Below are 26,796 nucleotides of genomic sequence, written 5' to 3' on the forward strand. Positions count from 1 at the left end.
CTCTCCCAGAATGTTTTCGATTGCACTATGATGTGAATAACCGTTATTTATATTTCAAGGTTTATCCTTGCATGGCAGGATCTGACCGGGTATCAGGAGAACGGGGTTTTACAAACCTGTACGAACCTTTCGGGACCAGCATCTCGAATCGGGCACCGGTCCCGGGTATGCCGGTTTCCCGTATCGTGATACCGGTGATGGCAAGGATCTCCTGCACCAAAAAGAGACCCAGACCTGAATTCTTCCCGTAACCCCGTCTGAAGATCTTCTCCTTCTCCGCAACCGGGATACCATTTCCGTTATCTTCCACAATCACCAGCAGACTGTCAGGTTCGCGCTCGCAGCGGACGGTGATCTCCGTCACCCGGCCACCGTGCCGGATCGCATTGTCAACGAGGTTGAAAAAGACCCGCTCCAGCATCGGGTCAGCATAGATCTCGATTCCCCCGCAGGTTCTGGAGAACCTGACCGGGACCCGGCTTCCGATATGCCCGATGACCCCCTCAATCAGGACCCATAATGGTGCCCTCACACCCAGTTCCTGATATGTCCGTGTGAATTCGATCTGGCGGGCGATGGTATCTGCTGCGGCGAGGATCTTAGTAAGGTAATCGGTGATGACCGGGTCGCCTTTTTTCATGGCAGCGATCTGGGCAAAACCCTGCAGGATCGTAAGCTGGTTTGCGACATCATGTCGTGTAATGCTGTTTAAGAGGTTGAGTTTGTGGTTGGCCTCGCGGATTGCCTGTTCCATGAGCCTGCGTTCCGTGATATCATGGATTGCCCCTTCCGTGCCTTTGATCTGCCCGTTCTTGTCGTACAGGAAATGGGCGTTGAGCGAGCCCCAGAGCGTGGACCCGTCCCTCCGCTTGATCTCGAAAATATAATCAACGAGCTTGCCGGTGCGGGTCATCTCGTTCAGCATTGCCTGACGGTCATCAGGGTTTTTGTAAAACGACGTCATCGGCATGCCAAGGATCTCGTCGGGTGATTCGTACCCGATCAGCCGGGCTGCCGAAGGGCTTGCCATGACGAGCCTGCCTTCGCGATCCGACTGTACAACCGCATCCTGGATGTTCTCAATCACGCTGCGATAATGCTGCTCGCTCTCCCGCAAGGCCGCTTCAACCTGTTTGCGATCGGTAATATCCGTGACAATGCCTTCAAGAGCCACGGGTTTCCCGTTTTCATCCCTGACCAGCACATTTCTCTGGTTAAACCAGTGCATTATTCCTGAACGGTCGATAATCTGGTACTCATACTCCGGGGGAACACGACCCTCCAGCATTTCGCTCCACTGCTGGGTGAAGTACTCCTTCCAGTCGGGATGGATCGAGTTCCGGGCAACGCCGGGATCCGCATACAATTCTTCGGGAGTGTACCCGATCATTGCCACAGAGGCCGTGCTGACATATTCATACTGTCCGGAGGGTATAGCCATGCGGTAAACCATATCCCGGGCATTGTCCGTGATACGGCGGTATTTTGCCTCGCTCTCCCGGAGGGCATCTTCTGCCCGTTTCCGGTCAGTAATATCGTTTGAAAGTCCGAGAACGCCTATTATCTGGTTCTTATTATTGATGACCGGGACGAGGCGGACATCAATATCCACTGAACCTGTCGGGAACTCCTCGTGGATTTCCCGGTGGAGCATCTGACGCTCAACAGTCACCTTCCGGATGGCCTCCAGATGTCTCTGGGCTATTGTTGGCGGAAAAATTGAGGAGAGCGGTTTTCCGATCAGGTCATCCGGTGCAGCATGGAACTGCCGGGATGCCGCCTGATTGACATACCTCACATAACCGTTGGTATCAATAAAATAGATCATTTCCGGAGAAGTATCGGCAAGGAGGCGATACTTTTCCTCGCTCTCCCGGAGGGCATCTTCTGCCAGTTTCCGGTCAGTAATATCCCGGATCGAGGTCTGGATGAAGGTTTTTCCCCCGAGTTCAAAGGACGACAAGAAGACTTCTGCAGGGAAAGTGCTGCCATCTTTTCTCTGGTGCACCCATTCGAACCGTTCCTCGCCTTTCTCAGATACAGCTTTGAGATGGGCTTGCGCCGCTGACCATGAGTCCTGCCCATCCGGTTGTACGTTCGGTGAAGCATCTGCAGGATGCAGTGCTGCCATCTCTTCAAGGGAGCGGTAGCCAAACAGTTCGAATGCTCTTGAATTACAGTCAATCAACCGTATACCTTCGGAGAGCATCAGTGCATCATGGGATCTTTCAAAAACCACCCGGAACTTCTCCTCGCTCTCCCGGGTCTTCTTCTCATTTTCTGCCAGCACATCAAGCTGTTCGCGGAGCTTTTCTTCACTTGCTGAGATCTGCTCGTACGCGGCGCGGAGCTCATCTTCTGCTTTCTTCCGGTCCGTGATATCAATGCCGACACCCGTGAAATACGTCTTCCCGCCAACCTCGAGCCGTTGTGCCGTGAAGAAGAAAGGTATCTTCTTTCCGTTCTTTGTCTGGAGACAGGCCTCGGCAGTTGCCTGACCATCACGGAAAGCCCGCTCCACCCCTCCCGATATGGCACGGATCGCTTCCTCGTCTCCCTTATACCAGTCAAGGAAATGCATCCTGGCAAGTTCCTCTGCCGAATAGCCCGTGAGGGACTCATGAGCTTTGTTCCACCGAACGAGCCGTCCCTCCGGGTCATAGAGATAGAGCAGGCCGGGGACGCTGTCGATCACGGCGTCCGTGAAGGTCTTTTCCCGCAGGAGGGCTTCTTTTACTTTTTTCTGGTCGGTGATGTCCTCGATCGTGCCTTCATAATACTGAACGTTTCCGTCAGCGCCCCGGACAGCAATGGCATTGATGTTAATCCAGAGCGTATGACCCTGCCGGTTGAAGAAACGGGCCTGGAAATCCCTTACCTTCCCTTCCGTCTTCAGAGTGTTCATGAACAGATCCCGATCGTCGGGATTGACATAGAGCTGGGTACGGATGTCCTGGATAGCCTCCATCATCTCCTGCGGCGTTCCGTAACCGGCGATACGGGCAAACGTGGTGTTGATAGCTAAAAATTTTCCCTCGATCGTTGTCCGGAAGATCCCGGTCACAGAATTGTCAAAGAGGTCCCGGTATTTTGTCTCATTCTCCTTAGCCCGCTGCTCGCTCTCTGCCAGCATGTCGAGCTGTCCACGGAGCTCCTCCTCGCTGGCGGTGATGTGTTCGTACGCGAGGCGGAGTTCATCATCTGATTTCTGTCGTTCGGAGATATCACGGATAGCTTCAATTGCACCGACAATTTCTCCTTTGCTGTTATACAGCGGGCTGGCTTTCCCGAAAAGCGCAACTTCCCTGCCCTGCAGGCGGGGAAGGGTAGTATCGGCTAAAAGGACATCCTTTTTCCGGACAATGTGGGAGTATTTCTGTTTAATAACTTCATCCGGTTCGAAGATCAGGTCGATAAGGATAGGGCGGCGCTCACCGTAGAAGGGGAGGGCATACTCGTAATTTCCTTTTCCGAGCATCATTTCTGCCGATATCCCGGTCATCTCCTCGATCGCGCGGTTCCATGCGATTATGACACCCTCCCGGTTTATCGCAAGGGTGGCATCCGGGAGGAAGTTGATGATATCTGCCAGGCGTTTCTCGGATTCTATCAGGGAGCGTTCAGCCTGGCGGCGTGCCACAACCTGGCGTATCTTGTGTGCGAGTTCGGCGAACTGTGACCTGACATCACCCCCTTTCTGGAGGTAAAAATCAACACCGTTGTTGATCGCTTCGATCACGACCTCCTCCCGCCCACGGCCCGTAAAGAGGATGAACGGGATGTTGCCGAACCGCTCGCGGACGGTCTTTAAAAATGCGATACCGTCCATTTCCGGCATCTGGTAATCAGAGATGATCGCGTCACAGGATAGGATATGCGGAGATGCGAGCGCCTCCCTGGCGGACAATGCGATCTCGATATGGAATTCCGGCGACTGCTCTAAAAAGAGCTTCGCCAGTTCGAGAAGATCGCGCTCGTCATCTACGTAGAGTATGGAAAACATCGGCTGTATCCTAACCTATAGTATCCTGATCCGCTGGTTATTCTATATAAAATAGCGGAATAAAACTGAAATGTTCGGGATCATGGACGAGAATAATTAAACCCGGAACCACGCACGAAAGGATAATGATAAGAAAAACGCAGAGCCTGCAGAAAATTACGATCTCTGCAACCCGGTCCCGACAACGCGGAATTTACCCGCCGGCACCTGGATCTCGAACCGTACCCCCTTCCCGGGGATGCCGGTCTCACGAATGGTCATACCAGTGATGCCGAGAATCTCTTTTACTAAAAAGAGACCGAGACCGGTGTTCTTCCCGAACCCGCGATCGAACAACAGTCCCTTGTCCTTTTCCAAAATACCCGTACCATTATCCTCAACAACAAGTGTAAGGGTCGCCCCATCCTGCAGTGAGGTGACCCTGACAGTAGTCATCCCCTCCCCACCATACCGGAGCGAATTATCAAAAAGATTGTAGAAGACTTTCTCAAGAAGCGGATCCCCAAACAGTGCAATATCCGGAAGATCGATCTCGAGCCGTACCGCGTTGAAAGGTAGCGCAGCTGCCGGGATCCTGATTAAAGCTGCCAGATCCTGCCACGTGGGGGGCTTCACACCCATTTCGTCAAAGAAGGTAGTGAAGTCGATCTGGTTGCTGATGATATCAGCGATCTGCTGTTCCCGGGTGATCAGGTCCCGCATGCGTTCGGGATCATTGACTGATGCCCGGGATAGTTCGAGCCAGCCGTTGAGCGCCATCAGCTGGTTGCGAATATCGTGGCGGGTGATGCTCGTCATGAGGGTGATCTGACGATTGGCTTTCCGCAGGGCGTTCTCCACCCGCTTGAGATGAGTGACATCGTGGAGGAAACCCTCAACGCCATTCATCTTCCCGTGCGCATCGTACAAGAGACGGCTGCTCGCAATTGCGTAATGCAGCCCCCCATTCCGGTCCCGGAGGGTAAGCGGATACCCGCTGACTTTGTGCTCCCGGGAAAGATGGGCAAGGAACTCGTCCCGCTCTTTGGGATCGGCATAAAAGTCCGTGGCAGAATATTTCCCGATGATCTCATCAGGAGAATCAAATCCAACCAGTCGTGCGCCATAAGGGCTGATCATCGTGATGATACCTTCCCGGTTGACGCGGTAGAAGACATCCTGCATGTTCTCGATAATGTGGCGGTAGTTCTCCTCGCTCAAGCGGAGCTCATCTTCTGCCCTCTTGCGATCGGTAATATCCCGGAGTATTGAGATGATGCCTCTTACCGAACCGTTGCTGTTGTGAAGGGCTGCACTATGCATCTCCACGATGAACCGGGAGCCATCCTTGCGATGAACATGGTAAATCTGGGAAACGAAGCTGTTATCGGACAGGACTTTTGCAAGCCGTTCCCCTGCCAGACGGCGATCGACATCTGTCATCCAGTCAAGGACATGCGTCCCTATTGCCTCTTCCGGTAGAGAAAGCCCGAACATTTCAAGAGCCTTCGGGGAAACGTACGTGAGAATTCCCTTTGTGTCAACCATGGCAATTCCATCCGGCGATGCCATAAACAGGCTCCGGTGGAGCTCTTCGCTCTCAGCAAGTGCAGTTTCCTTCCTTAAGTCTTCGGTGACATTATGGAGCGTCCCGATGGCGGCCGGCCGGCCCGCATAGGTCCCGGCACCGACACGGATTTTCACACGGACACGGGTTGTCCCGTTCCGGTGCAGGAGCGAGAATTCATATGTCTCAGGTGGTGAATTCCCCCCCAGCCGTATATTATGCCGCGAGAGTACCATCTCCCGGTCTTCCGGTGCCACAAGGGGGGCAAAGGGCTGGCCGATCAGTTCCCCTGCCTCATAGCCGATCAGAGTGGAAAAGGCCTGGTTGACAAAAAGCAGGAGACCGTCCTGTGCAATGAAGACCCCGTCCTCGGTATGCTCCACGAGGGTCCGGTATTTCTCCTCGCTCTCCCGCAGCAGATCCTGGCCTGCTTTGAGCGCATCGAACTGGCCTTTGAGCCCTTCTTGCGATGCGGTGAGATGCTCGCAGGCAGCCTTGAGTTCCTCTTCTGCCCGTTTTGCTGCGGTGATATCGAGCTCGATCCCATCCCAGATAATTCCGTGGCCTGACAGCGGACGGGGTGCCGAGCGCAGCAGCACCCACCGCTCTGTGCCTGAAGGTGTGCGGATCCGGGCCTCGAAGCTTAAGGGAGACATGGATGCAAGAGCCCGGTCTTCTGCCTCTTTGAGCGGGAGACGATCTTCTTTTACGATCTGGTCATAGAGCAACGACGAATCCCGTATTACTTCACCTGCAGTCACTCCATGGATCCGTTCAACCCCGGCACTGACATGGACAAAACGACGCTTCCCGTCCGGTTCAATGATGATCTGGTAGACCATCCCGCTCGGAAGATTGTCAGAGAGCGAGCGGAGCTGCTCCTCGCGCTCCCGGATCGCTTCCTCTGCCCGCTTCTTCTCGGTGATGTCCCGGACGATGCCGAGGATGGCGGGCTGACCGAGGAAATCAATGAGGTCAACGTAGAACTCCCCCTCGCGCACCTCACCGTTCTTCCGGAGGATTCTTGCCTCGAATGATGAGGATACCTGCCCGCCGGCAAACCTTTTGGCAGCCGCTTTTTTCAGCATCTCGCGGTCATCCGGGTGGAGGAAATCCCAGAGATCCCGTTCCATGAGTTTATCATGCGAAAAACCGCTGAGTTCTTCGGCCTGTCGGTTGATGAAGAGGAAATGGTTGCCCCGGTAGATATAGATGGAATCATGGCTGTGTTCGACCAGCAGCCGGTACTTTTCTTCGGATTCCTTCAGCGCTTCTTTTGCTTTCCGCTCTTCGGTAATATCATGGGAGTGGATCGCAACAGCGGCCACTTCTCCCTCCGGCCCGGTAACCGGGTAGAGATGGTTCTCATACGATCGCCCGGTCCGGTCGTCCAGATACACCAGAGGTTTTCTGGTTGCGATCGTTTCTTCAATTTTCATCCTCCGCAGGTCGGCAAGATTCGGGGAGATGAGCGTACACGCATCCATACCAATGAGGCTCTGCACGGGCAGGCCGTACCGTACTTCAGCCGCATGATTGGCGGCAAGGATCACGCCCCGTGTATTGATAAGGAAGGAGACATCCGGGGGTGCATTGAGGAGGGCATTGATCGTCTGCTGCGCCTTCTTCTGTGCTGTGATGTCCATGGACTGGGTGTAAATGAGATCCTGGTTGTGTACCTGCACGCGGGTCAGCGAGATAAGCGTCGTATAGGTCCGGCCGTTCCGGGCCCGGATATTGAGCTCAGCGTTCCTGACCGTCCCCTCCTTCCCCATCCGCTCCATTATCGTTAAATACCGTACCGGGTCGACAACAAGACCTATCTCTTCTAAGGTCCTGCCGATGACCTCGCTGCGGGAGAGTTTCAGGTCGTGCAGGAACTGGTCATTGATATCGAGGATTTTTCCGGTCGCGGGATCCGTGATCATCTGGTGAATGGGACTTGCATGGAAGATCGAGCTGAGCCGTTTCTCGGAGTCGATACGTTCATCCACCGCCTGCTTCCGTTCGACTGCCATCCTGATCTTGTGGGAAAGCTCCGCAAACTGGCTTTTGGGATCCCCGCCTTTCTGGAGGTAAAAATCCACACCATTGTTGATGGCCTCGATCACCACCTCTTCGCGCCCGCGCCCGGTAAACAGGATGAATGGTAAGGTTTTGGACTTTTCGCGGACAGCTTTTAAGAATGCAATACCATCCATTCCCGGCATCTGGTAATCCGAGACAATGACATCACAGGTGGCAATAAGCGGGGAGTCGAGCGCTGCCTGTGCCGAGGTCTGGGTTTTTACGGAAAATTCCGGTGATCGTTCTAAAAACAGCCGGGCCAGGTCGAGGAGATCCTCTTCATCATCCACATAAAGGACAGTGTACATCGCACGTTGTTCTCGAACCATGTCTGCAATACATGATATATAAATCCGCTGAAAACTGGCAAATGAAAGCATTATCCACAGGAACTTGAATAGTATTGATACCAGCCTTTCCGCGATATGCGCAAAGAGTACGGACAGGTACGGTTTTAAACGGAGTGGTTATTTATGAAGTTCAAAGGGAGTATTACCGAGAAAAATCTGCTCGCTGCATTTGCCGGTGAGTCACAGGCACGGAACCGCTACACCTTCTTTGCAAGTGCAGCAAAAAAAGAAGGGTACGAACAGATTGCGAGCCTCTTTCTCCAGACTGCCGAGGAGGAGAAAGAGCATGCAAAGCTCTTCTTCAAACAGCTCAAAGGCGGGGACGTGGAAATTACCGCAGCGTACCCTGCGGGCATGATCGGAACTACAAAAGAAAATCTTGCCGCCGCCGCAGCGGGCGAGAATATGGAATGGGGCACGCTCTACCCGGGATTTGCCGCAACTGCGGAGAAGGAGGGGTTCAAAGAGATCGCTCACCTCTTCAAAATGGTAGCAAAAGTGGAGGCTCACCATGAGGCCCGGTACACTAAGCTCCATGCAAACATGGTGAAAGGAGTCGTCTTTAAAGCTGATACTCCCGCGAAATGGTACTGCCGGAACTGCGGGTTTGTCGAGAGTGGAAAAACCGCACCTGTGAAATGCCCGGTCTGCGATCACCCGCAGGCATATTTCGAGATTGCGGCCGATAATTACTGACTTTTTTTTCGCAATTTTTTTAAAGTTTTCATGCATGTTCCCTGAACATTCCGTTCGGAGTTCAGGATTCGAACCGTGAATTGTCCTGTTTAGATTGACTGAAATTGTTATTCGATCCAGCCCATCCGCACCCACCGCTCGTACTCATCGGTGCGGAAATCTTTGTTCTCGATCACGAGCTCTTTGAAAAAATCCCGGTTCCCGGTGATCTCTTCTTCCTGTTTCGGATCGGAAAAACCATTCCTGATCGCTTCAACGAGTTTCTTGCCGAGCGCCCGTGCGGAAGCTTCCACAGCATCAATCGTTTCAGCATTCCCTCCCGTTGCGACACTGATCCCGCCCACCGCGATCACACCCAGATAATTCAGCACATGGTTCTGGTACATGACGACTTCATCACCACCGGATGTGTGGGTACTCGCAACCGAGCAGCCGTATTTCTCTGCAAGTACCTGGTAGTGGATCGCGTCTGCGAGCCGGTCGAAAAATATTTTCATCTGGCCGGAAACGTTATCGATGTAGACCGGGGATGCGAACACGATACCATCCGCTTCCTTCATCCGCTCAACGATGATCGGGACATCGTCTTCGTACACACAGATACCATTGAACGAGCAGCCCTCGCAGGCAGTGCATGGCGTGATCCGGAAATCGCAGAGGTCGATCATCTCCGTCTCCGCACCGGCTTCTGCGGCTCCTTCAAGTACGAAGGTTGTAAGTTTTCGCGTTGTGCTCCGGATGGTCCGGGGACTTCCGTGGATGGCGAGGATCTTCATTGTTGTATGCTCCTGCTGAGGGGATTGGATGGCGGGGGTTAATATGCCAGTGGAGGGCAAAAGTCGGAGAGCCGCAGGGATTTCAGGGGAAGGACACATGTTTTTCTCCAATTTCTCCGTCGGAGAACCGGTTTTTCGGCAACATTCGCTCCCGGATGGCAAAAGACCCGCAAAAACCTACTGAAGTTTGAGCCATTTTTCCGGCCCATTCAAAGCCTGCTAAATTGCACGGTTTTTTTCGGATAAAAACGCCTATTTTCCGAAAATAACGGTTTAAACAAGAAATTTTGTCGGGTGTTGGCACCGCTTCCACTGGAGGGGGTTCCCGACACTTTCCACCATAAAGGCCTCCGTCGGAGAACAAACCATGAAGTGGCTGAAGTCTTATAGGGGGTTCTTAAACCCGCACTAAGGAAACGTGCTGTATAATATTTACGGAAAATATCCCCTCACAGGAGCTGTCCTGGCAGTGTGAGCTAAAACAACATGTGTAAAAATCCACGGACGGATTAAAAGAATTTAGAGGATTTCTTACGGGCAATCAGCGAGATAACAGGTTTTGGGATGTATTGTTTTACCGGCAACTGCTGATTACACTATTTTTGCCGGTATGCTGATCGATAATAACCCGATGACAATCAGTGAAAAACCGGCAGCAACAAACGTGCCGATCACCGGCAGGATGGGATTTGAAATAAAGAACATCTCCCGGAGCGGATAGATCATAAATGTGAGAGCAAAGAGGAGCATTCCGATGAGGATGTTCGGGTACTCCTTTAATGAATGGTTCAGCCCGGTAATGATCAGGGACCCGCAGGCAAAGAAGTAGAGCAGCGTGACCAGTGCGGGTGCACTGATGCCCTGTGTTGCCAGCACGCCAAGGGGGATGATGAGCGAGATGACAAGAATCCCCAGGAGAATATGCGGTGCGATCTGCTTTCGGGGGAATCCTTTCTGGAATGCCATGGACAGTACGAGAATCGAGGCGATCATCCCCATGTCGATCAGGCTCGGGAAGACCTCGTTTCTTAAGCCCATGAGGATATTTACGTACCAGACAATATTTGAAATTCCCCAGAGCCCCAATGCACCCGCAGCATAGAGCAGGTATTCCTGTTCACCGTCACGATGCCAGAAGTACAGGAGAACAAGAGCCGCAGCAATTGCAGCGATGATCTGGAGGTAATTGCTGATCGCAAGAAAGACCTTGTCGGGAAGGAGCAGGATCATCAGGGCGAGAACGACTGCAACCCCAACGATGGCCCGGAAAAAGCCGGTGATCAACTTCAGGATCAGACTGTCCCGGCACTCGGCCGGGAATTCAGGAGAATTCATCGTACAGGGTTTTTCCGGTAATCCGCAAAAAAGATTGTGAAATCCCGCTGAAGTTTTGTCGCGAACAAAAGGGAGCATCAGGAAATCGTGGCATCATCTCTCTCAAGCAGCGAGAAAAAACCGGATTCCCGTTATCGTACCCGGACTCCTGTCATCTCGCGTGAGTGTTCGTGTAATGATCCGGTCCCCACCATTCGATCTCAGCGACCGAGTGATCATAGACAACGAGCCGGCGCCAGACCCGCTCGTGCCGGGTGCGCAGCCAGAGCTCGCGGAGGATGAACGGCGGGAACGGGAGCGAGCGCAGGTCAGCAATCTCGTCCGGGAACTGCTGGTCGTAAAATCCGTCCGGGTCGATATGATACCGGGTCAGCCGCACCTTCACTACGCGGAACGATGCAGGTTTGAAGATCTGGAGATCATACGGCAGGTCATTAAGGGGATTTTTCATCCAGCGATATCCCATCCGCTCCGCAAATGATTGGGCCTCCACAATCGCGGCATACGGTTTCCTCCCGCGGGTCATGGAAGGGAGGCTCCGATTCGAATAGTTTTCTGAACAGACATGCAGCATCCGGAATCATCCGGGAGCGGTTGAATGCCTTGTGGTCGGTCACTCCTTTACGATTCCCGAGAGTTTCCCGCGGAACTGGCTCATGTAGAGATCGAAGTAGAACCCTCTCTTCTTCATCAGATCCGTGTGCGAGCCACGCTCGATGATCGCTCCCTTATCGATGACCAGGATCTGGTCCGCGTGCCGGATTGTTGAGAGCCGGTGGGCAATGATGAACGACGTCTTGTCTTTCTGGAGGGCAAGCAGCCCCTCCTGGATCAGTTTCTCTGTGCGGGTGTCCACGTTGCTCGTCGCTTCGTCAAGGATCAGCATCCGCGGGTTGGCCACGATCGCCCGGGCGATGGTCAGCATCTGGCGCTGGCCCTGCGAGAGGTTCATTCCCCCGTCTACAAGAACGGTGTCGTAGCCATTCGGCTGCTGCACGATGAACCCATGGGCGTTTGCCTGTTTTGCTGCATTGATACACTCTTCTTCAGTAGCATCCTCCCTTGCGTACTTCAGGTTCGCCATGATCGTATCAGAGAAGAGGAACGGTTCCTGCTGCACCTGCGCGATCTGGACCCGGAGCGTGTCCTGCCGGACTTCCCGCACGTCATTGTTATCGATACGGATGACTCCGTTCTCGATATCATAGTACCGGGTCAGGATATTGATGATCGTGCTCTTGCCGGCGCCGGTTGGTCCGCAAAGCCCGAATACCTGCCCGGGGAGGGCATGGAACGTATTATCGGTAAGAATCCGTCGCCCCGGTATATACGAGAAGTCCACGTGGTCAAAGACGACATCCCCGGAAACCGCCGGCATCGCAGGAGCGTTCATCCGGTCATCCACGCGGGGCTTCTGGTCCAGAACCTCAAAGACGCGTGATGCGCCCACGACAGCATTCAGGATCTGGGCATACGAAGAGAAGATGGTCGTAAAGGCGCCCAGAAGGCTGAACGAGAACCCGATGAACGCGATCAGGGTGCCGATCTCTGCCATCCCGTTCATCACCATAATGCCCCCGAAAATGAGGAGGGTGACGATCACAATGGTGGTAAAGATGTTCGATACCTGCTGGCTGATGAGTGCGGAGAACTGGGCTTTCTCCCCGATATCGGCTACCTTCCGGCTCATGGCAGAGAACCGCTTCGATGCCGCGTCCTGCTGGCGGCATGCGATAACCGTCTTTGCGCCGGAGATCCATTCCTCGGCAAACCCGTTTAAGTCCCCGGTCCTGCCCTGCAGCAGCACAAACGCCGGGCCGGACGTTTTTGTAATCAGCCACGAGACCCCGACCAGTACGAGGACAATAATATAGGACAGGATTGTTAAGGACGGGCTGACGAGCAGCATGACAACACTGGTGATGATGATCGTCATCACGGCCTGGCCGGTCTGGAGCGCTCCGATACTGATGAACTGCTCAATCACCTGGGTATCATTGGTCACCCTGCTCATCAGTTCACCGATGGGACGCCGGTCAAAGAAGTCCAGGGACATCGTCTGGATATGGGCAAAGAGATCGATGCGGAGCTGATAGAGGGCTTCCTGAGATATACCCGAGAGCAGCTTCTGGGAGATTGCTCCCGAGATCCAGATGACCAGACCTCCTGCTACCAGCCAGATGATCACCTGGTATAAGGGTTCAACCGGCCCGGGGCCGGCTGAGATGATGTTGGTCGCAGTCCCCATCAGGAGCGAGAAGACCGCTTCAAGCAGGGCAAATACTGCCATGAGGATAATGACAACCGCAAGCTTCAGCCGGTGGGGGGCCATGTACCCCATAAACCGTTTCACCGTGGGGATCATCGGAGGCAGGTCTTCTTCGTCCAGCGGAACCGGTATGGCCCTCATGCTGTTTCACCCCCGACGATCCCTTTTCCGAGCTGGGAATCGTAGATCTCTTTATACTCCGGGCTTGTCCGGAGCAGATCCTCGTGACACCCGGACGCAATGATCCGGCCGTTTTCCAGAAGGATGATCCGATCGGCCGAGATCACCGTGCTGATCCGTTGCGCTACCAGCAGTTTTGTGGCCCCGGCAAACCTCCGGTTGATCGCGTCCTGAATCCGGGCTTCAGTTGCCACATCGCAGGCACTCGTGCTGTCATCGAGGATCAGGATCTTCGGGTCTGCTGCAAGCGTCCGGGCGATCGCAAGGCGCTGCCGCTGGCCACCGGAGAAGTTTGCCCCGTGCCGGGCAACAGCATCATCGTACTGCCGGGGAATATTCCGGATAAACCCGTCAGCATCCGCGTCCGTTGCTGCGGAGACAATGTTCTCCTCTGACGGGTTTTCTGTGGCAAACAGGAGGTTATCGCGGATCGTGCCGGAGAAGAGGTTCGGCTGCTGGAGGCAGATCCCGACAATTCCCCGCAGGGTATGCTGTGGGATCTCCCGCACATCAGTCCCGTCAATGGTGATCCTGCCCGAAGTAACATCATAGAACCGCGGGACCAGGTGGACGAGCGTTGATTTCCCGGAACCCGTGGGGCCTAAGAAACCGATCGTCTCTCCCGGTTCCGCGGAGAACGTGATGTCCTGCAATACCATTGGGCCGGGTTTTCCCTCAGGGCCGGTATACCCGAAGCTGACATGATCGAAGACAAGCCGGCCCTTCACGGACGCCGGATCAACTGCAACCGGGTGTTTACTGTCCTGTACGTCTGCGGGTGTATCGAGGAGCTCATAGATCCGGTTTAACGAGGGGCGTGCCGCAGAGATTGCCGGCAGCACCGTCCCGAGGATCATGAACGGCATGATCAGGAGGAACAGGTACTGGACCGATGCAATCACCTCTCCTGTGGAAAAACCGGTTCCCTCGAGTACGGATATTCCTCCGGTGTAGAAGATGGCAGCCAGCGCAAGGTTGACAGTCAGGAGCATCGTTGGTATCAGGAACGCGATATAGGACTGGGCACGCAGGGACGCTGCCCGTACCTGGCCTGCAACGGAGGAAAAACGCTCGTTCTCGTACTTCTGGCGCACGAACGCCTTGACCACGCGGACACCTCCCATGTTCTCCTGCAGGGTGCCGCTCATCGCATCGAACTTCTCCTGACGCACGGCAAAAACCGGCAGTACAAACCAGAGATAGGCGCCAAGCAGGGCAGAGAACACGATAAGCAGGGTGATCATGAGCCATAACAGGGAGGGGGACCGTACAGCGATCAGCAGGATAGTGATGATGAGCATGACGGGCACGAGCGGGAGGTTCAGGATGCCCTGCTGGATGGCAATTTTGACGTTCTGGATATCATTTGTCAGCCGTACGAGGAGATCGGAAGGACGCATGCGGTCGATGTTCCCGAACGAGAGGACCTGGATCCGGTCGTACGCCTGCGTCCTGAGGTAATGGGCAGTCCTTTCAGAGAACTTGACTGCGATCATGGTGTTGACGATCTGGCATGCTGCGGCAGCAAGGGTAAGGATCAGCATGTAACCGCCGTAGTGGATGACCATGGAGAGATTGTTGCCGCTGATACCCTTGTCGATCAGCGTCTGCGAAAGTGCAGGGATTGCCAGTGTGCCAATCGCACCGCCAATCGTCAGTACGATAGAGAGCAGCAGCCAGTTCCGGTTTGGCTTCCACATCATCAGGAGCCGGTTTAATCCTTCTCTCATCTAACCACCCGTCCGTGATCGTTTGTACCTGATTGATCGCGCCTAAGGGTTTAATCGTTCCGAATTTTTTTCTCACTTACCGGCACCATAAATCCTGACACAAAGACCACCGCTCCGGTAACATCCGACCATATTGACACCCGGATAGGTATGAAAAAACGCTTTGAAGATGGATTTTAAAGTTCCCCCAGCACAATGGCCCTTCTAATAACAGAACAGCATGACCGGCTCTTCTGAGGCTGGAACGGGTTTGCTGAGATGAATGGCAATCTCGTTCGGGTACGGGTATGCTAAATAAGAAAGTGCGGAACGAAAAAATGATTCCCGGTTTTAAAAAAATTCCACCGCATTCGGAATATCAATTTCCCTTACCGGGGGACTGGCAGATAAAAAAGAATTATTTCTTATGGGATGATTTTTCATCCTTGTGGATTAATCTGCACTTGTTGACGCACTCCCAGTTCTCGGGGAGGTATTTCCCGTCAGCGCCGGGTTTCATCACCGCGTTGTGTTTTGCCCCACACACAAGGCATTCCATAAGTCCTGTTGATTCGTCAACGAGTTTCATCGCATGCTCTTTCTTTGTCATGCCTTCAGTGTCGTTCCGCTTTGGTGATAAAGCCATGGAATGCGGAATCGGATCGGGGGGTTTACACGCTCAGGAATGATCGATACACAAATTTTTATAAAAAAACTATTAGCTGTATGAATGGTTACTTCATGTCATACATCCTATAATAGTATGGTAAAACGTTCACAGATTCCTGGTACAGGGAATAAAAAGCATAATCCGGCATCACATCCGCGGCATGCACAACATCTTTGCAGCCCTTGTATACAAAACGGCATCCGGACAACTAAAACAATCCTGTGCATACCGGGGAATCTGTAATCGGTTAATCCTAACACGAGGTTGAATTATGGAATCTATATCATTTGAAGCCCCGCAAGTCTTTGTGCCTGATCCCATCCATATTCACATCCTTCAGGCAGTCGGCGATAAACAAGGATGTCATATCACCCATGTGGTTGAGCAGCTCCTCCCCAATCATGGTGAGAGCAGTATCAGGTCAAACGTCCGTATCTTACTCTCCAAGCGATATCTCGACGGGGGGAAATCCAGTAAGGAGATAGTACTCCGCCTTACCTCGAACGGTCGTCTTCTGCTCCAGAAAGCAGCACTCGGCTGATCATCTTTTTTGTGATTACCCATCAGGGATAAGTCCCGCAGCGCCCTGTCCTGATCACGGCAGCGTCACAAAGATCTGACGCCAGGGTTTCCTGCCAATGGCCCGGGTCTGGTGTCCTTTTCCGGTAACGTCCTCTGCAAGAAGGACATCTCCTCTGCCAAACCGGCGTTTCTCACCGCTGCCTGCTTCGATCTCGGCCTGCCCGTCCACGGTCACTACGTACTCCCGGCATACCACCGTATGCCAGGGATACACGTAGCCGGGCGGGATCTCCCTGAAAAAAACCGCTTTTGCACCGATAGGTTCGGAAAACAGTCCCAGGGGTCCCTTGGGATCGAACGATATCTCGATATCTTCAAAATGCGAGTGGTTGTCCCGTCCGGTGTAGAGTCGTGTGATCTTCATGGGACTTTTCCCTGATGCAATCGTGTACCTGAAAAGGGAAAAACCAATGCTTTTTTTCAGGAAGTCCGGATAGGGGTACCCGGCATGGCAACCACGTACACCCGCTCCCGCATATCCTCCGGGAAATAGTGGGCATCAAACCACATCGCGTCGAACTGCCCGTAATTCGCATACGTGACACCATCTACCCGGTCATCGTGGCAGTCCACGGAATCAGCAAAGATGATGACATCGTCCCAGACCGTTTCTGTTCCCCGGGTGTCATACCCGACAACAACCACCCAGTGCCCGCCCCAATCCATCCATTCTACCATGGTTGGGATACCATTTTTCAGGTTATTGCGCAGCATCTCGCGGGTTCCACCGGTTCCCCAGGTAGCATTCATACCCTGCCGATTGAACCATGCCGCAACCTGTTCCGGGTTGATTCCTGTTTTTTCCGTAACATTGCTGAACATTTCCCGGGAAATCCGTTCCTCATCTGCATCGGTATTATTCACGGGATTTTTGTACCAGGACATCACCGTCATCGCGGCTGCCGCTCCGCAGCTATAATTGGTCATCTGCTGGCGGTAACTTTTCAGCGGTATAACCGTGAGGTGATCGTTCGATTTCAGCGTGTCGAAATCGATACCGGTATAATATTGGGGCGGTGGCAGGGAGGCATCAGGCACATACTTCACATCATCAGCAGGCAGGCTGCGGGTCGCAGATACCATGGCCGGGCTCGAAAGGAAGATGGCAACTGCCAGTAGGGCAAAGAGACAAAAAATGCTGGCACTGGCAAGAAGGTGAAGCGGACGCATAGTACGGGTTCCTCACGTTGAGAAACATTAGGCTCCAGGAATAATCAAAGCGGCGGATCGGTGCTGTCCTGCGAGGACACGAAGCGCCGGTTACGATTATCCCAGGGGATAGCCGCTCAGCACCAGCCAGGCAAACCCGAGCAGGAGCAGGACAATGATGGCGATCATGAGCTTCAGGTACGGTATGCCGTGTCCCGTTCGTTTTTCTGCATTGCGTTTCGAGCCTGCGATGTACCCGCCACCCGTAGGAGTTGCCCCACCCCCTTTTCCGTACGATATTCCGACTGTGGGGCGGGGCTTGCTGTTCCACAGGGCGATATTCACGCAATCATGGTTGGGTGGCAGCCGGCACTCTGCACAGTATTTCCCGCCGCAGTACTGGCAGGAGAACGGGAGCACAACTTCATTCCCGCAGTGATCGCACCGGGTCATCACAGTTCACTCTGCTTTTTTTGCATTAAGTATTCTTCCGTTTGGGAAAAGGGGTGTGGCTGCATCAGAGAACGACAGAACTGCCCGGGTCTTCACTGATACCTCTTAAAAGAAGTATGTGGCAGGCAGGATCAGAGATGAAGAAACGGGATCATACCCGCCCGGGCAAATGCGATCGCTGCGAACCCGAATTGCACGAGCACGAAAATGCCGGTCGAGAACACGCTCCGCATCGCCCGCGAGCGGTGAGCCGTGATGTGGAGGTCTCCTTCGGCACGGGCCTCAAATATGTGAAGGGACAGGGTACAGAGCAGGTATGTTGCATAGATCGCTATGATCAGCCCGCAGGCAAACGACCCCCAGTTGAACGCGGCAATAATGAGTGCCCACAGGCCGATTGCAAGGTTTGCGTACCCGACCTCGAGCTGGAATTCGGGGTGATCCTGCCTCCAGCCCATCCGTATCTGGTCTGATTTGTAGTAGATCGAATGCCGGACGTAACTGATAATTCCCACAACCCCGACAAGAATTGCTGCCGTTATCCTGACTGCGATGTCAATGTTGAGAAAAAGGAAAAAAATGCCCACAAAAATCCCGATCATGGATGCGGCCATCGTCGCTCCCATAAGAAGCGAGGCCTCATGCGCCGTAGGTGTACCTGATGCCATACGATCTCCCGGTGCCTGGTGTATGCGATATAGGGGAACATACACATTCATCCCATAAAATCCTGCGCCAGCATCACCATATCCCTTAAGCCATTGCATGCCGGAATGAGTAAGGTATGGGGCGTTACCTGCGGGGCGATGTCATCCTTGCACCGGTTGCTTTTGAAGAGCGGGGCGGGGTAAAGACACGCCCGGCTATTGTGATCTCTGCAACCGAAAACGGGGATGTACAGATCTGCCCGGTCAGCAGCCGGCCACCAACCGATGCACCATGCGTACCAATATCACTTGACGATTTTTCCGAAGGGGGTCTTGACCTTTTTGCGGACAGCTATGTACTCACAACCCGCATCCGCACCATAAGGAGCGGAGACGTGGTAGGCAAGCGGGGGAGGCTCACACAGGAATCTATTGCCGTGGTTATTTCTCATATCCCCGGGCAGAAAACAAAGAGCGCAGATACGAAAAAGAGATCCCGGTAATTACCGGATTCCCCGGGAAATTTACCGGCAGATTATCAAGAGGATACAGGCTTTTTCTGAGCAGGTATCACTCTGTTAAGATCCAGCCTCTTTTCCTGCCACAGGATCATCTGAAACGATTCGGAACATCCCGTTCGGGACAGCAATCTCGAACCGTGCGCCTTTGCCGTGTACTCCGGTCTCATGAATGGATATGCCCGTTATCGCAAGAACCTCGCGGGCTAAAAAGAGACCGAAACCGGTATGTTTCCCAAAGCCCTTGTCAAAGATCTTCGCCTTGAGATCCAAAGGAACCCCGGCACCGTTGTCCTCAATAACAATGACAATGCCATTTTCCACCTCCTTGCACCAGACCGAGATGCAGGTCACATGCTCGCCGTGCCGGATCGCATTGTCAAACAGGTTTACAAAGACATTCTCCAGCATCGGATCAGAAAAGATCTCAAGTCTCTGGCAGTCATTTGTAAACTGGATCGTTTTTGGAGCCGCCCGGTCAACAAGTCTGCGCAGATCCTGCCACAGGGGATCCTTGAGCCCGAGGTCCTGGTACATTCGGGTGAAATCCAGCTGGCGGGTGATATGGCCCCCGGCGGTCTCTGCTTTTTTTAAGAAATCCGTTACCATGGGATCCGTGTTCTGCATCCCGGCGAGCTGGATATACCCCAGCAGCGCATGGACATGGTTGTTCACATCGTGCCGGGTAACACTGTTGAGGAGGCTCAGCTTGGCATTTGCCCGTCTCAGGGAATCCTCCACCCGTTCGCGTTCCGAAATATCCCGCAGTGCGATGATGTTGGCCGGCTCCCCATGGTAAGTGATGCCGGTACCGACAGATTCTATTAAGATGACGGTCCGGTCCTTCTTTACCGCCCTGTATTTCTGGATATGGCCCCCCTTTCCTGCAATAACATTCTGCATATCCCGCATCACCATAGTCCGGCATTCCGGAGCAACCAGGGATAGCGTATTCTGCCCTATGAGCTCCTCTGCGCCTGAAAAACCAAACATACTTACGATACTGGGATTAGCGTAGAGAACGGTTCCGGAAAGGTTTTGAATCATCACCCCATCGAATGCGTGTTCCGTAAGGACGCGGTAACGCTCTTCGCTTTCGATCAGTGCTTTTTCGGTATTCTGCCGGACGGTGATGTCCCGTATAGCCGCCACATGGACATTCCTTCCCTTCCAGGTAAAAAAACGCCCGTGAATCTCGACGGGAAATACCTCTCCGCTCTTCCTGCGGTGAAAGCGCAGGGGTATCACTACGCTGCCCGCAGGTGTGCTGGCGGTAACCTGCTCGGTCTGCTCTGGCTCAGCCGAAAGGTCCGCATCGCGCAACTGCAGAAGTTCTTCCCGGGTATAACCGTACATCTCCGCAGCCCCGGTATTTGCTTCAAGAATGTTGCCGGTAGTATTGTCAATCAGGAAGATTGCCTCACCACCCAGCTCAAAGAGGGCCTGGTACCGTTCGTGGCTCTCGCGGAGGGCATTTTCGGCCGCTTTTTTTTCGGTGATATCAATCCCGACAGACAATACACCAGCAGGTTTTCCCTTCTCGTCAAGGATGGCACGGTTTGTCCATTTCATCCAGATACGTGAACCGTCTTTTTTTATATTCTCGTTCTCGTTGTTACGGAACGTTTCGGGATCTGCACTGATATCCCTGATATGCTGGACGAGATCCCTTCCCGTTGATTCTACCATAGGGACAATCGTCCCGATAACCTGCTTACCAATCAGCTCGTCTTTTGAATAGCCAAAGAACCGTTCTGCGAATTCATTGATAAATGTAATAGCCCCGTGATTGTCACGGGTGAGAATGACGGAGTTGACGTTTTCCACGAGATCGCGGTATTTCATCTCGCTCTCACGGATCTTCTTCTCGTTTTCTGCCAGCACATCAAGCTGTCCGCGGAGCTCCTCCTCGCTTGCGGTGATCTGCTCGTATGCGGCGCGTAGTTCATCTTCTGCTCTCTTCCGCCCTGATATATCACGGATAGCCTCAATAGTACCGGTGATCTGACCTTTGCTGTTATACAGCGGGCTTGCCTTGGCAAGGATCGTGATCGGGCTTCCTTTCGGGCGAGGAAGGTCTGTTTCTGCAGTCAGGGATGTTCCTTCGCGCAGGATATTGGTGTAACACTTTGAGATCACATCATCCGGTGAAAAGACCAGGTCAATGAGGATCGGGCATCGTTTACCGTAAAAAGGGATTGCGTATTCGAAGTCGCCCTTCCCCAGCATCGCCGCAGCGGGATAACCGGTCATCTCCTCGATGGCACGGTTCCACGCTATGATGAATCCCTCGCGATTGATCGCAAATGTGGCATCCGGAAGGAAATCGATGATATCTACAAAGCGCTTCTCGGACTCGATCTGCGAGTGTTCAGCCCGCCTCCTTGCCACAGCCTGACGGATCTTATGCGACAATTCAGCAAACTGTGACTTGACATCCCCCCCTTTCTGGAGATAAAAGTCTGCACCGTTATTGATGGCTTCGATTACAACTTCCTCACGACCACGGCCGGTGAAGAGGATAAACGGGATATCGCCAAACCGCTCGCGAACGGCTTTTAAAAAAGCAATACCGTCCATTCGCGGCATCTGGTAATCAGAGACCACGATGTCAAATGTCTGGTCTTTCATTACACGGAGGGCGTCTTCTGCAGAGAGGGCAGTACTTACAGAGAACTCTTCGTCTTTTTCGAGAGAGATCTGAGTAATATCTAAGAGTGCTTCCTCGTCATCGACATAAAGGATGGAGATTTTGTGCAGGGGACCGGACATGAAAATACATACCTGATGGCAGTATCTGACTCTTCACACTTTTTTTCGTAAAGTGTATTAAGCACTCTGAAACCGTATGGGGTTGAAAACACAACCACCGGGAAATATACAATACAGAACGATATGGCAGTATTAAAAAACCTTGTACATACAGAGGTTCGAACAAAACAGTTTTTGGCGAGGGGGATTATTCTGGTTTGAGATAAAAACGCCATTTACAGAACAGTTCTTGGGGATGGGGATCGGGCGGGGCAAACACGCATTCCACGCAGATGCGCGAATCGATCACCTGCGCAAAGCTCATGAACTCTGCACGGTGCATCTCGCGGCAGACATACTCCCCCATTCCCCGTTTGAGCCGTGCCTCCTGCGTAGGGCATGACGGTACGGTTATGATCACTTCATCCTCTTTTTCCTCTATGGAATAATCAACAATGATTGCCCATGGGAATAACCGGAGTGCTTTGACAAACCCGGAAAGTCCCTTTTCGGTAATATTGAACCGCTGCACGAGATCCTTTGCTGCCATCCCGCCGGCTTTGCCCCACACCTGCTCGTTTACCTTCTCTGCAACGGGCTGGCCATAGTGCTCGGCAACATAGATGAACCAGAACGCGTCCACAACCCGGTAGTGCCAGAGCAGGAATTTTCGGTACTCACGTTGCTCTTCATCAGTCATACGGTCAAAGATTGCGGGATTTGTCATGGTCTGCCAGTGACAAGGGTTGCCCGGCAAGGTAAAAGAGTGTGTGGTAACCGGAAAAAACATACTATAACGGGATAGCATTACGCTTATTATCCCCCGCGTTAAGGTTGTTGGGATGGATGTCTCGGGCAGCATCAGGGATATTGAAGAACAGGTAGGGCGGTTGTCACGGGTACAGAAAATCCTGCTCGGCACGGATGGTTCTGTCACGCAACTGTTAGAGGCGATAACGGGACATGCCGTTACGGTAAAGACACTCGTGCAGGAGATCATACCTGCAGATGCACAGATCGCAGGGCGCGTCGAAGTCAGTGAGGGCGAACCGGTAAATCACCGGGTCGTCGAACTCCGGGACACGGTTACCAACGATCTGCTGATCTATGCCATATCCGAGACTCCGGTTGAACGGCTTTCCCCTTCCTTTAAAAAGGACCTGATGATGGCTGATATCCCGATCGGAAAGATCATAAAACAACATCATATTGAAGCACGGCGCGAGATCCTCTCTGCCCGCGTGACAGCCGCTACCCCTGAAGCGGGCAGTATTTTTTCCCTCTGCCCAAAAGAACCCGTGCTCAGCCGGCAGTACCAGATCATCCACCAGAACAGGCCCCTGATTTTTATTGAGGAGCAGTTCCCGTACAACCAGTTTCTTGACGAGCGGCGGATCGTGGTAAACACCCCGTCCCGGATCCATGTCAGCCTGATCGACATGCATGGCGGTTCGGGAAGGGTGGATGGCGGGATCGGGATTACTCTTAATGACCCGGGAATTCTCCTTGAGGTGCAGCAGAGCCCCGATATCAAAGTGACCGGCTGCGATGCTGCAACACAAGAGCGGGTGAGCGGGATCGCTTCGCAGGTACTCCGGCAGATCCACGCAGGAGCCGGGGCTTCCATAAGGGTTCGATCGCTCTATCCCGCCCATACCGGGCTCGGGAGCGGTTCGCAGCTGGCGCTTGCCACTGCACGGGCGATCTGCGAACTCTATGGCAAAAATGTACCGGTTACCGAGCTTGCACAACTGGCAGGCCGCGGGGGCACATCCGGCATCGGGACGGCGGCCTTTGAACACGGGGGCTTTATCATCGATGGCGGACACCGCTTCGGCCCCGGGGGGGATAAAACAGATTTCCGGCCGTCATCGGCATCGCGGGGTGTCCATCCACCCCCGGTCATCGCCCGCCATGACTTTCCTGCCGAATGGAAGATCCTGCTAGCCACACCGGACATACCCGCAGGAGCAAGCGGTGCGATGGAGGCCGGCATATTCCGGAGCCACTGTCCCGTGCCCCTCGGAGAGGTGCAGGCCCTCTGCCACGAGGTACTGATGCGGATGCTGCCCGGGATCGTCGAGCACGATCTCGACCTCTTCGGTTCATCGATCAACGCGGTCCAGTCCCTCGGGTTTAAGAAAGTCGAACTGGGCCTTCAACCGCAGGAAGTCACCGGGCTCCTCAACGTGATGCGGAGTGCCGGGGCTGCGGGTGCGGGCATGAGTTCGTTCGGGCCGACCGTGTATGCTGTCGGGGATACCGGCATGAACGCGATCGAACAGGCTGCACAATCGTTCATGAAAGAGTCGGGCGGGGGCACCACCCTCATCACATCGGCCCGGAACACGGGTGCGATGATCCGGGTTGCATAAATAAAAAGAATGAAGAGAGCGGAAAGATCCTTCTTCAAATCTTTTTTTCCATCCAGACGAGATCAAAGAGCTCGCCGAACTTTTCACCAACCGCATGCAACCGCCCGGCATGCGCAAAGCCGTTGCGCTCATGGAACCGTATGCTCCCCTCATTTTTTGATGAAATGTTTGCAAGGAGCGTAGTTATTCCCGCGGTATGGGCATCCTGCGTCAGCCGGTCCAGCATCTGCCGGCCAAGGCCCTGCCCGGTATATTCCGGGTGGATGAAATACGTAATCATGCCGGTGTGCCGGAATGCAGGGAAAGGGAAAAAGGATTTGAGTATGCCAAAGCCGATGATCTCGTTTTCGCATTCCATGACACAGAACGAGATGGCCCCTTCCCGGAGGAGAGGAAAAATCTGCGGGGGTACCGGTCCGTCCGGGTATGCGGCAAACCCGGTTGTTGCATAGTGATTGAAAATATCCAGGATTTCGTTCCGGTCGTTATCCTTTGCTTCACGCAGGGTCACCGTGCCGGTCATTATCGGGTTCATGGATCTCTCCCTCATGGGTGTTATCCCGCAGGAATAATCACTCTTGCGTTCGGCAAAAATATTTTGAAACGGTAACGCAGCGGGTTGTAATCCCCATCTCCTTAATCCCGCATTTTTATCAAGAAAAGGCATGAGGGCGGGAAAGGCAAAGCAGGCAGAAGAAACGTTTCGCTACAGACAATAAAAACAAAATCCGGCTCAAAAAATCCTGAATTTTCCGCAGCAGTTATTTCCCAATCTTGACCAGCATCTCTTCAAGCGATGGGTACCGGGACTCTATCTTCTCGACCTTGCCCCCCGCTTCACCGATAAGCCCGGTGCATTCGTTGAGCTCAGCCATACTCTCCGCGTCACACACAAAAAGGCCCTCTTCCTGGCGGTAGGTTTTGGAATGCCCGAGGAGTGCTCCTGCATCCCCGATTGAGAAGAAGATCGTGTAGGTGAGAGAGCCAAACTGCTCGCGCAGCTCCTTCATGGTGCCAAACGCCACCACCTTCCCGCGTTTCAGGATCATCACCTTGTCGCAGATCGCTTCCACCTGGTAGAGGTTGTGCGCCGAGAGCACGATCGTCTTACCCTCCTTTTTGAGCGTGCGCAGGTAATCGGCAATGAACCGCGAGGTCATCGGGTCAAGGCCGCTGGTGGCTTCATCATAGACTAAGAAGTTGGGTTCATGGATGAGCGACCGGGCGATCGCCGCTTTGCGCTTCATCCCTTTTGAGAACTCCCCGAGTTTTTTGCCTTCCGGTTCCAGCGAAAGTGCGGCGAAGAGCTGGTTGGACCGGACCCGGATTTCTTTCGGGGAGAGCCCGTAGATCTCCCCGAAGAACGCGAGATAGTTCTCCACGGTCATCGTCTCGTAGAGCCGGGATTCCTCGGGGAGGTAGCCAAGTTTTTCCTTAAGGGCAAACGGGTCTTTCGCCACATCGATATCATTGATGAAAAGTTCCCCGGATGTGGGGGTGATCAGTCCCGATATGATCTTGAGCAGAGTGGTCTTGCCTGCCCCGTTGTGCCCGATGATCCCGAAGATCTCACCGTCTTCAAACTCGAAGCTGACACCATCCAGTGCCATAAAACCATCAAAATTCTTGGTGAGATTGCGGGCGGTTATCATGCGTGGCTGCCTTTTTTAATCAGATGTGGGTGGAATCAAAGATATAGATTGGGATGAGGGCACCTGATCAGATTAATAAAAACCAGAACAGAAGTGTTCACTATGAACCGGTGTGTTGCCCTCATCATAGGTATCCTGCTCATTGCAGCAACGGGGTGCATTGCACCGGAAAGAGATGCAGGGAACTCCGTCCCACCGGTTGTTACGCAACTTTCCCCGGCACCCATACCAGTGCAAAGCACGATTTCCGCAGTCACGCCACCCACGGTTGTCCCCCTGGTTACCGCTACCACCACAATACACCGGTCACCCGCGGTCCCGGTGGAAAAAACACCGGTATACATCTCTGATGCTGCCCTGAAAGCCCGGATTCAGGATGCAAAGAACCAGCTTGACCAGTTAAAAAACAGTGACAGGGCAGACACGAGAGTCATCTCGTTAAATCAGGGCATATGTGAGATTAAGATATCAAAGGAACTCGGGTACCTGATCGATGTCAACAGCGGAGAGATGTCCTTTGTCAAGGGAGACTACGCCAGCATTGCCTTGGATCTCTTCCGCCAGAACATGACCATCGGGCACACGTATATCATTCTCCACACCCACGCCAAGGATTGGTACATGTGCCGGGGTAGCGGTACTATCAGCTTGGATACCTTCTCCCTTGCGGATCTCGCTGCTGCATCCACCCTGACCGACCAGGGATATCATGTGCAGAAGGTGATCGCGGTGAGTGACAAGGATTATGAAGTTTATCCAAAGATCCGGGATGACTGGAAGACAAAAGAGGAAGTATACCGGGGTGTCGACCGTATAGAGCAACGCATGGAGGTAAAATTCTCCACTTATGACCCGTACCTGAATATGACATTCTACGATGTCGACAATATGATGCCCCTGCTGACCAGGGAACTCAACTACACTTACTCGGTAAACAACGTTGTGCTGACATAACCGGTCCTGAGTGGGACTGATGTTTAAGGTCCCCCGGACTTCAAAACCGATAGAACCATAGGCTTTTTCATGGGTATTTCACCTCCCCTTAAAAAGCAAAAAACGGAGTTCCCG

The 26,796-nt window shown here is 53.4% G+C and carries 22 protein-coding genes; 5 read left to right on the forward strand and 17 right to left on the reverse strand.

What is annotated here, in order from left to right; all coding sequences use genetic code 11:
- Positions 1 to 61: 61 nt before the first annotated feature.
- Together WC593_07740 and WC593_07745 are read right to left on the reverse strand one after the other, a co-directional pair.
- Positions 62 to 4,003: a PAS domain S-box protein gene (locus WC593_07740; GenBank protein MFA4825037.1), complete on the reverse strand. Its 3,942-nt coding sequence runs from the start codon at positions 4,001 to 4,003 to the stop codon at positions 62 to 64.
- 156 nt (positions 4,004 to 4,159) lie between these two features.
- Positions 4,160 to 7,924: a PAS domain S-box protein gene (locus tag WC593_07745; GenBank protein MFA4825038.1), complete on the reverse strand. Its 3,765-nt coding sequence runs from the start codon at positions 7,922 to 7,924 to the stop codon at positions 4,160 to 4,162.
- 165 nt (positions 7,925 to 8,089) lie between these two features.
- Here WC593_07745 and WC593_07750 point away from each other — a divergent pair, with 165 nt between their 5' ends.
- Positions 8,090 to 8,662 carry a rubrerythrin family protein gene (locus WC593_07750; protein MFA4825039.1) on the forward strand — a complete coding sequence of 191 codons (573 nt, stop codon included), beginning with the start codon at positions 8,090 to 8,092 and terminating at the stop codon, positions 8,660 to 8,662.
- A 107-nt stretch (positions 8,663 to 8,769) separates the two neighbouring features.
- Here WC593_07750 and WC593_07755 read toward each other — a convergent pair whose 3' ends face one another.
- The 7 genes from WC593_07755 to WC593_07785 all read right to left on the reverse strand — a co-directional run bounded on the left by WC593_07755 (position 8,770) and on the right by WC593_07785 (position 15,541).
- Entirely contained in the window at positions 8,770 to 9,438 is a 669-nt protein-coding gene (locus tag WC593_07755) for a flavodoxin family protein (protein ID MFA4825040.1), read from the reverse strand.
- 82 nt (positions 9,439 to 9,520) lie between these two features.
- Positions 9,521 to 9,751 carry a hypothetical protein gene (locus WC593_07760; GenBank protein ID MFA4825041.1) on the reverse strand — a complete coding sequence of 77 codons (231 nt, stop codon included), beginning with the start codon at positions 9,749 to 9,751 and terminating at the stop codon, positions 9,521 to 9,523.
- 278 nt (positions 9,752 to 10,029) lie between these two features.
- Positions 10,030 to 10,773 carry a hypothetical protein gene (locus WC593_07765; protein ID MFA4825042.1) on the reverse strand — a complete coding sequence of 248 codons (744 nt, stop codon included), beginning with the start codon at positions 10,771 to 10,773 and terminating at the stop codon, positions 10,030 to 10,032.
- A 151-nt stretch (positions 10,774 to 10,924) separates the two neighbouring features.
- Complete coding sequence (locus tag WC593_07770; protein MFA4825043.1) at positions 10,925 to 11,299, reverse strand: hypothetical protein; 375 nt, start codon at positions 11,297 to 11,299, stop codon at positions 10,925 to 10,927.
- 87 nt (positions 11,300 to 11,386) lie between these two features.
- A complete protein-coding gene (locus tag WC593_07775) occupies positions 11,387 to 13,183 on the reverse strand; it encodes an ABC transporter ATP-binding protein (protein MFA4825044.1) in 1,797 nt (598 codons plus the stop codon).
- On the reverse strand, positions 13,180 to 14,952 hold the full coding sequence (locus tag WC593_07780; GenBank protein MFA4825045.1) for an ABC transporter ATP-binding protein: 1,773 nt from the start codon (positions 14,950 to 14,952) through the stop codon (positions 13,180 to 13,182). Before WC593_07780 ends, WC593_07775 begins: the two co-directional genes overlap by 4 nt.
- Before the next feature lie 397 nt (positions 14,953 to 15,349).
- On the reverse strand, positions 15,350 to 15,541 hold the full coding sequence (locus tag WC593_07785) for a hypothetical protein (GenBank protein MFA4825046.1): 192 nt from the start codon (positions 15,539 to 15,541) through the stop codon (positions 15,350 to 15,352).
- A 331-nt stretch (positions 15,542 to 15,872) separates the two neighbouring features.
- Between WC593_07785 and WC593_07790 the strand changes: the two genes are divergently transcribed.
- The gene (locus WC593_07790) at positions 15,873 to 16,142 is read left to right on the forward strand and encodes a hypothetical protein (GenBank protein MFA4825047.1); all 270 of its coding nucleotides are present in this window, start codon (positions 15,873 to 15,875) and stop codon (positions 16,140 to 16,142) included.
- A gap of 54 nt (positions 16,143 to 16,196) precedes the next feature.
- On the opposite strand, the gene WC593_07795 is transcribed toward WC593_07790, so the two are convergent.
- From WC593_07795 to WC593_07810, 4 genes are all read right to left on the reverse strand, one after another.
- On the reverse strand, positions 16,197 to 16,547 hold the full coding sequence (locus tag WC593_07795) for a hypothetical protein (protein MFA4825048.1): 351 nt from the start codon (positions 16,545 to 16,547) through the stop codon (positions 16,197 to 16,199).
- Between the two features lie 56 nt (positions 16,548 to 16,603).
- Complete coding sequence (locus tag WC593_07800) at positions 16,604 to 17,353, reverse strand: papain-like cysteine protease family protein (protein ID MFA4825049.1); 750 nt, start codon at positions 17,351 to 17,353, stop codon at positions 16,604 to 16,606.
- Positions 17,354 to 17,449: 96 nt separating this feature from the next.
- A complete protein-coding gene (locus tag WC593_07805; protein ID MFA4825050.1) occupies positions 17,450 to 17,785 on the reverse strand; it encodes an AN1-type zinc finger protein in 336 nt (111 codons plus the stop codon).
- Positions 17,786 to 17,916: 131 nt separating this feature from the next.
- Entirely contained in the window at positions 17,917 to 18,453 is a 537-nt protein-coding gene (locus tag WC593_07810) for a DUF6790 family protein (GenBank protein ID MFA4825051.1), read from the reverse strand.
- Positions 18,454 to 18,569: 116 nt separating this feature from the next.
- Between WC593_07810 and WC593_07815 the strand changes: the two genes are divergently transcribed.
- Positions 18,570 to 18,935, forward strand: coding sequence for a type II toxin-antitoxin system PemK/MazF family toxin (locus WC593_07815; protein MFA4825052.1), 366 nt, complete (start codon positions 18,570 to 18,572; stop codon positions 18,933 to 18,935).
- Positions 18,936 to 19,010: 75 nt separating this feature from the next.
- Here the strand turns inward: WC593_07815 and WC593_07820 are convergent, their stop codons facing one another.
- Together WC593_07820 and WC593_07825 are read right to left on the reverse strand one after the other, a co-directional pair.
- On the reverse strand, positions 19,011 to 21,722 hold the full coding sequence (locus WC593_07820) for a PAS domain S-box protein (GenBank protein ID MFA4825053.1): 2,712 nt from the start codon (positions 21,720 to 21,722) through the stop codon (positions 19,011 to 19,013).
- Positions 21,723 to 21,909: 187 nt separating this feature from the next.
- Positions 21,910 to 22,458, reverse strand: coding sequence for a DUF6125 family protein (locus WC593_07825; GenBank protein MFA4825054.1), 549 nt, complete (start codon positions 22,456 to 22,458; stop codon positions 21,910 to 21,912).
- 85 nt (positions 22,459 to 22,543) lie between these two features.
- On the opposite strand from WC593_07825, the gene WC593_07830 reads away from it, so the two are divergent.
- Positions 22,544 to 24,076, forward strand: a complete 1,533-nt coding sequence (locus WC593_07830) for a beta-ribofuranosylaminobenzene 5'-phosphate synthase (GenBank protein MFA4825055.1) — start codon at positions 22,544 to 22,546, stop codon at positions 24,074 to 24,076.
- A gap of 34 nt (positions 24,077 to 24,110) precedes the next feature.
- Here the strand turns inward: WC593_07830 and WC593_07835 are convergent, their stop codons facing one another.
- Together WC593_07835 and WC593_07840 are read right to left on the reverse strand one after the other, a co-directional pair.
- On the reverse strand, positions 24,111 to 24,611 hold the full coding sequence (locus WC593_07835) for an N-acetyltransferase family protein (GenBank protein ID MFA4825056.1): 501 nt from the start codon (positions 24,609 to 24,611) through the stop codon (positions 24,111 to 24,113).
- A 226-nt stretch (positions 24,612 to 24,837) separates the two neighbouring features.
- A complete protein-coding gene (locus tag WC593_07840; GenBank protein MFA4825057.1) occupies positions 24,838 to 25,728 on the reverse strand; it encodes an ABC transporter ATP-binding protein in 891 nt (296 codons plus the stop codon).
- A gap of 102 nt (positions 25,729 to 25,830) precedes the next feature.
- On the opposite strand from WC593_07840, the gene WC593_07845 reads away from it, so the two are divergent.
- Positions 25,831 to 26,682: a hypothetical protein gene (locus WC593_07845; protein ID MFA4825058.1), complete on the forward strand. Its 852-nt coding sequence runs from the start codon at positions 25,831 to 25,833 to the stop codon at positions 26,680 to 26,682.
- Positions 26,683 to 26,796: the final 114 nt, after the last annotated feature.

Origin of the sequence: Methanoregula sp., assembly GCA_041645435.1 — an archaeon.
GTDB lineage: Archaea > Halobacteriota > Methanomicrobia > Methanomicrobiales > Methanospirillaceae > Methanoregula.

Coding starts and splice junctions, on each gene's coding strand:
- WC593_07790 (MFA4825047.1), top strand. CDS start 15,873: ATGGAATCTATATCATTTGAAGCCCCGCAAGTCTTTGTGCCTGATCCC.
- WC593_07815 (MFA4825052.1), top strand. CDS start 18,570: ATGGGGCGTTACCTGCGGGGCGATGTCATCCTTGCACCGGTTGCTTTT.
- WC593_07755 (MFA4825040.1), bottom strand. CDS start 9,438: ATGAAGATCCTCGCCATCCACGGAAGTCCCCGGACCATCCGGAGCACA.
- WC593_07785 (MFA4825046.1), bottom strand. CDS start 15,541: ATGACAAAGAAAGAGCATGCGATGAAACTCGTTGACGAATCAACAGGA.
- WC593_07740 (MFA4825037.1), bottom strand. CDS start 4,003: ATGTTTTCCATACTCTACGTAGATGACGAGCGCGATCTTCTCGAACTG.
- WC593_07780 (MFA4825045.1), bottom strand. CDS start 14,952: ATGAGAGAAGGATTAAACCGGCTCCTGATGATGTGGAAGCCAAACCGG.
- WC593_07745 (MFA4825038.1), bottom strand. CDS start 7,924: ATGTACACTGTCCTTTATGTGGATGATGAAGAGGATCTCCTCGACCTG.
- WC593_07810 (MFA4825051.1), bottom strand. CDS start 18,453: ATGGCATCAGGTACACCTACGGCGCATGAGGCCTCGCTTCTTATGGGA.
- WC593_07820 (MFA4825053.1), bottom strand. CDS start 21,722: ATGTCCGGTCCCCTGCACAAAATCTCCATCCTTTATGTCGATGACGAG.
- WC593_07795 (MFA4825048.1), bottom strand. CDS start 16,547: ATGAAGATCACACGACTCTACACCGGACGGGACAACCACTCGCATTTT.
- WC593_07750 (MFA4825039.1), top strand. CDS start 8,090: ATGAAGTTCAAAGGGAGTATTACCGAGAAAAATCTGCTCGCTGCATTT.
- WC593_07775 (MFA4825044.1), bottom strand. CDS start 13,183: ATGAGGGCCATACCGGTTCCGCTGGACGAAGAAGACCTGCCTCCGATG.
- WC593_07805 (MFA4825050.1), bottom strand. CDS start 17,785: ATGACCCGGTGCGATCACTGCGGGAATGAAGTTGTGCTCCCGTTCTCC.
- WC593_07800 (MFA4825049.1), bottom strand. CDS start 17,353: ATGCGTCCGCTTCACCTTCTTGCCAGTGCCAGCATTTTTTGTCTCTTT.
- WC593_07765 (MFA4825042.1), bottom strand. CDS start 10,773: ATGAATTCTCCTGAATTCCCGGCCGAGTGCCGGGACAGTCTGATCCTG.
- WC593_07770 (MFA4825043.1), bottom strand. CDS start 11,299: ATGACCCGCGGGAGGAAACCGTATGCCGCGATTGTGGAGGCCCAATCA.
- WC593_07835 (MFA4825056.1), bottom strand. CDS start 24,611: ATGAACCCGATAATGACCGGCACGGTGACCCTGCGTGAAGCAAAGGAT.
- WC593_07845 (MFA4825058.1), top strand. CDS start 25,831: ATGAACCGGTGTGTTGCCCTCATCATAGGTATCCTGCTCATTGCAGCA.
- WC593_07840 (MFA4825057.1), bottom strand. CDS start 25,728: ATGATAACCGCCCGCAATCTCACCAAGAATTTTGATGGTTTTATGGCA.
- WC593_07830 (MFA4825055.1), top strand. CDS start 22,544: ATGGATGTCTCGGGCAGCATCAGGGATATTGAAGAACAGGTAGGGCGG.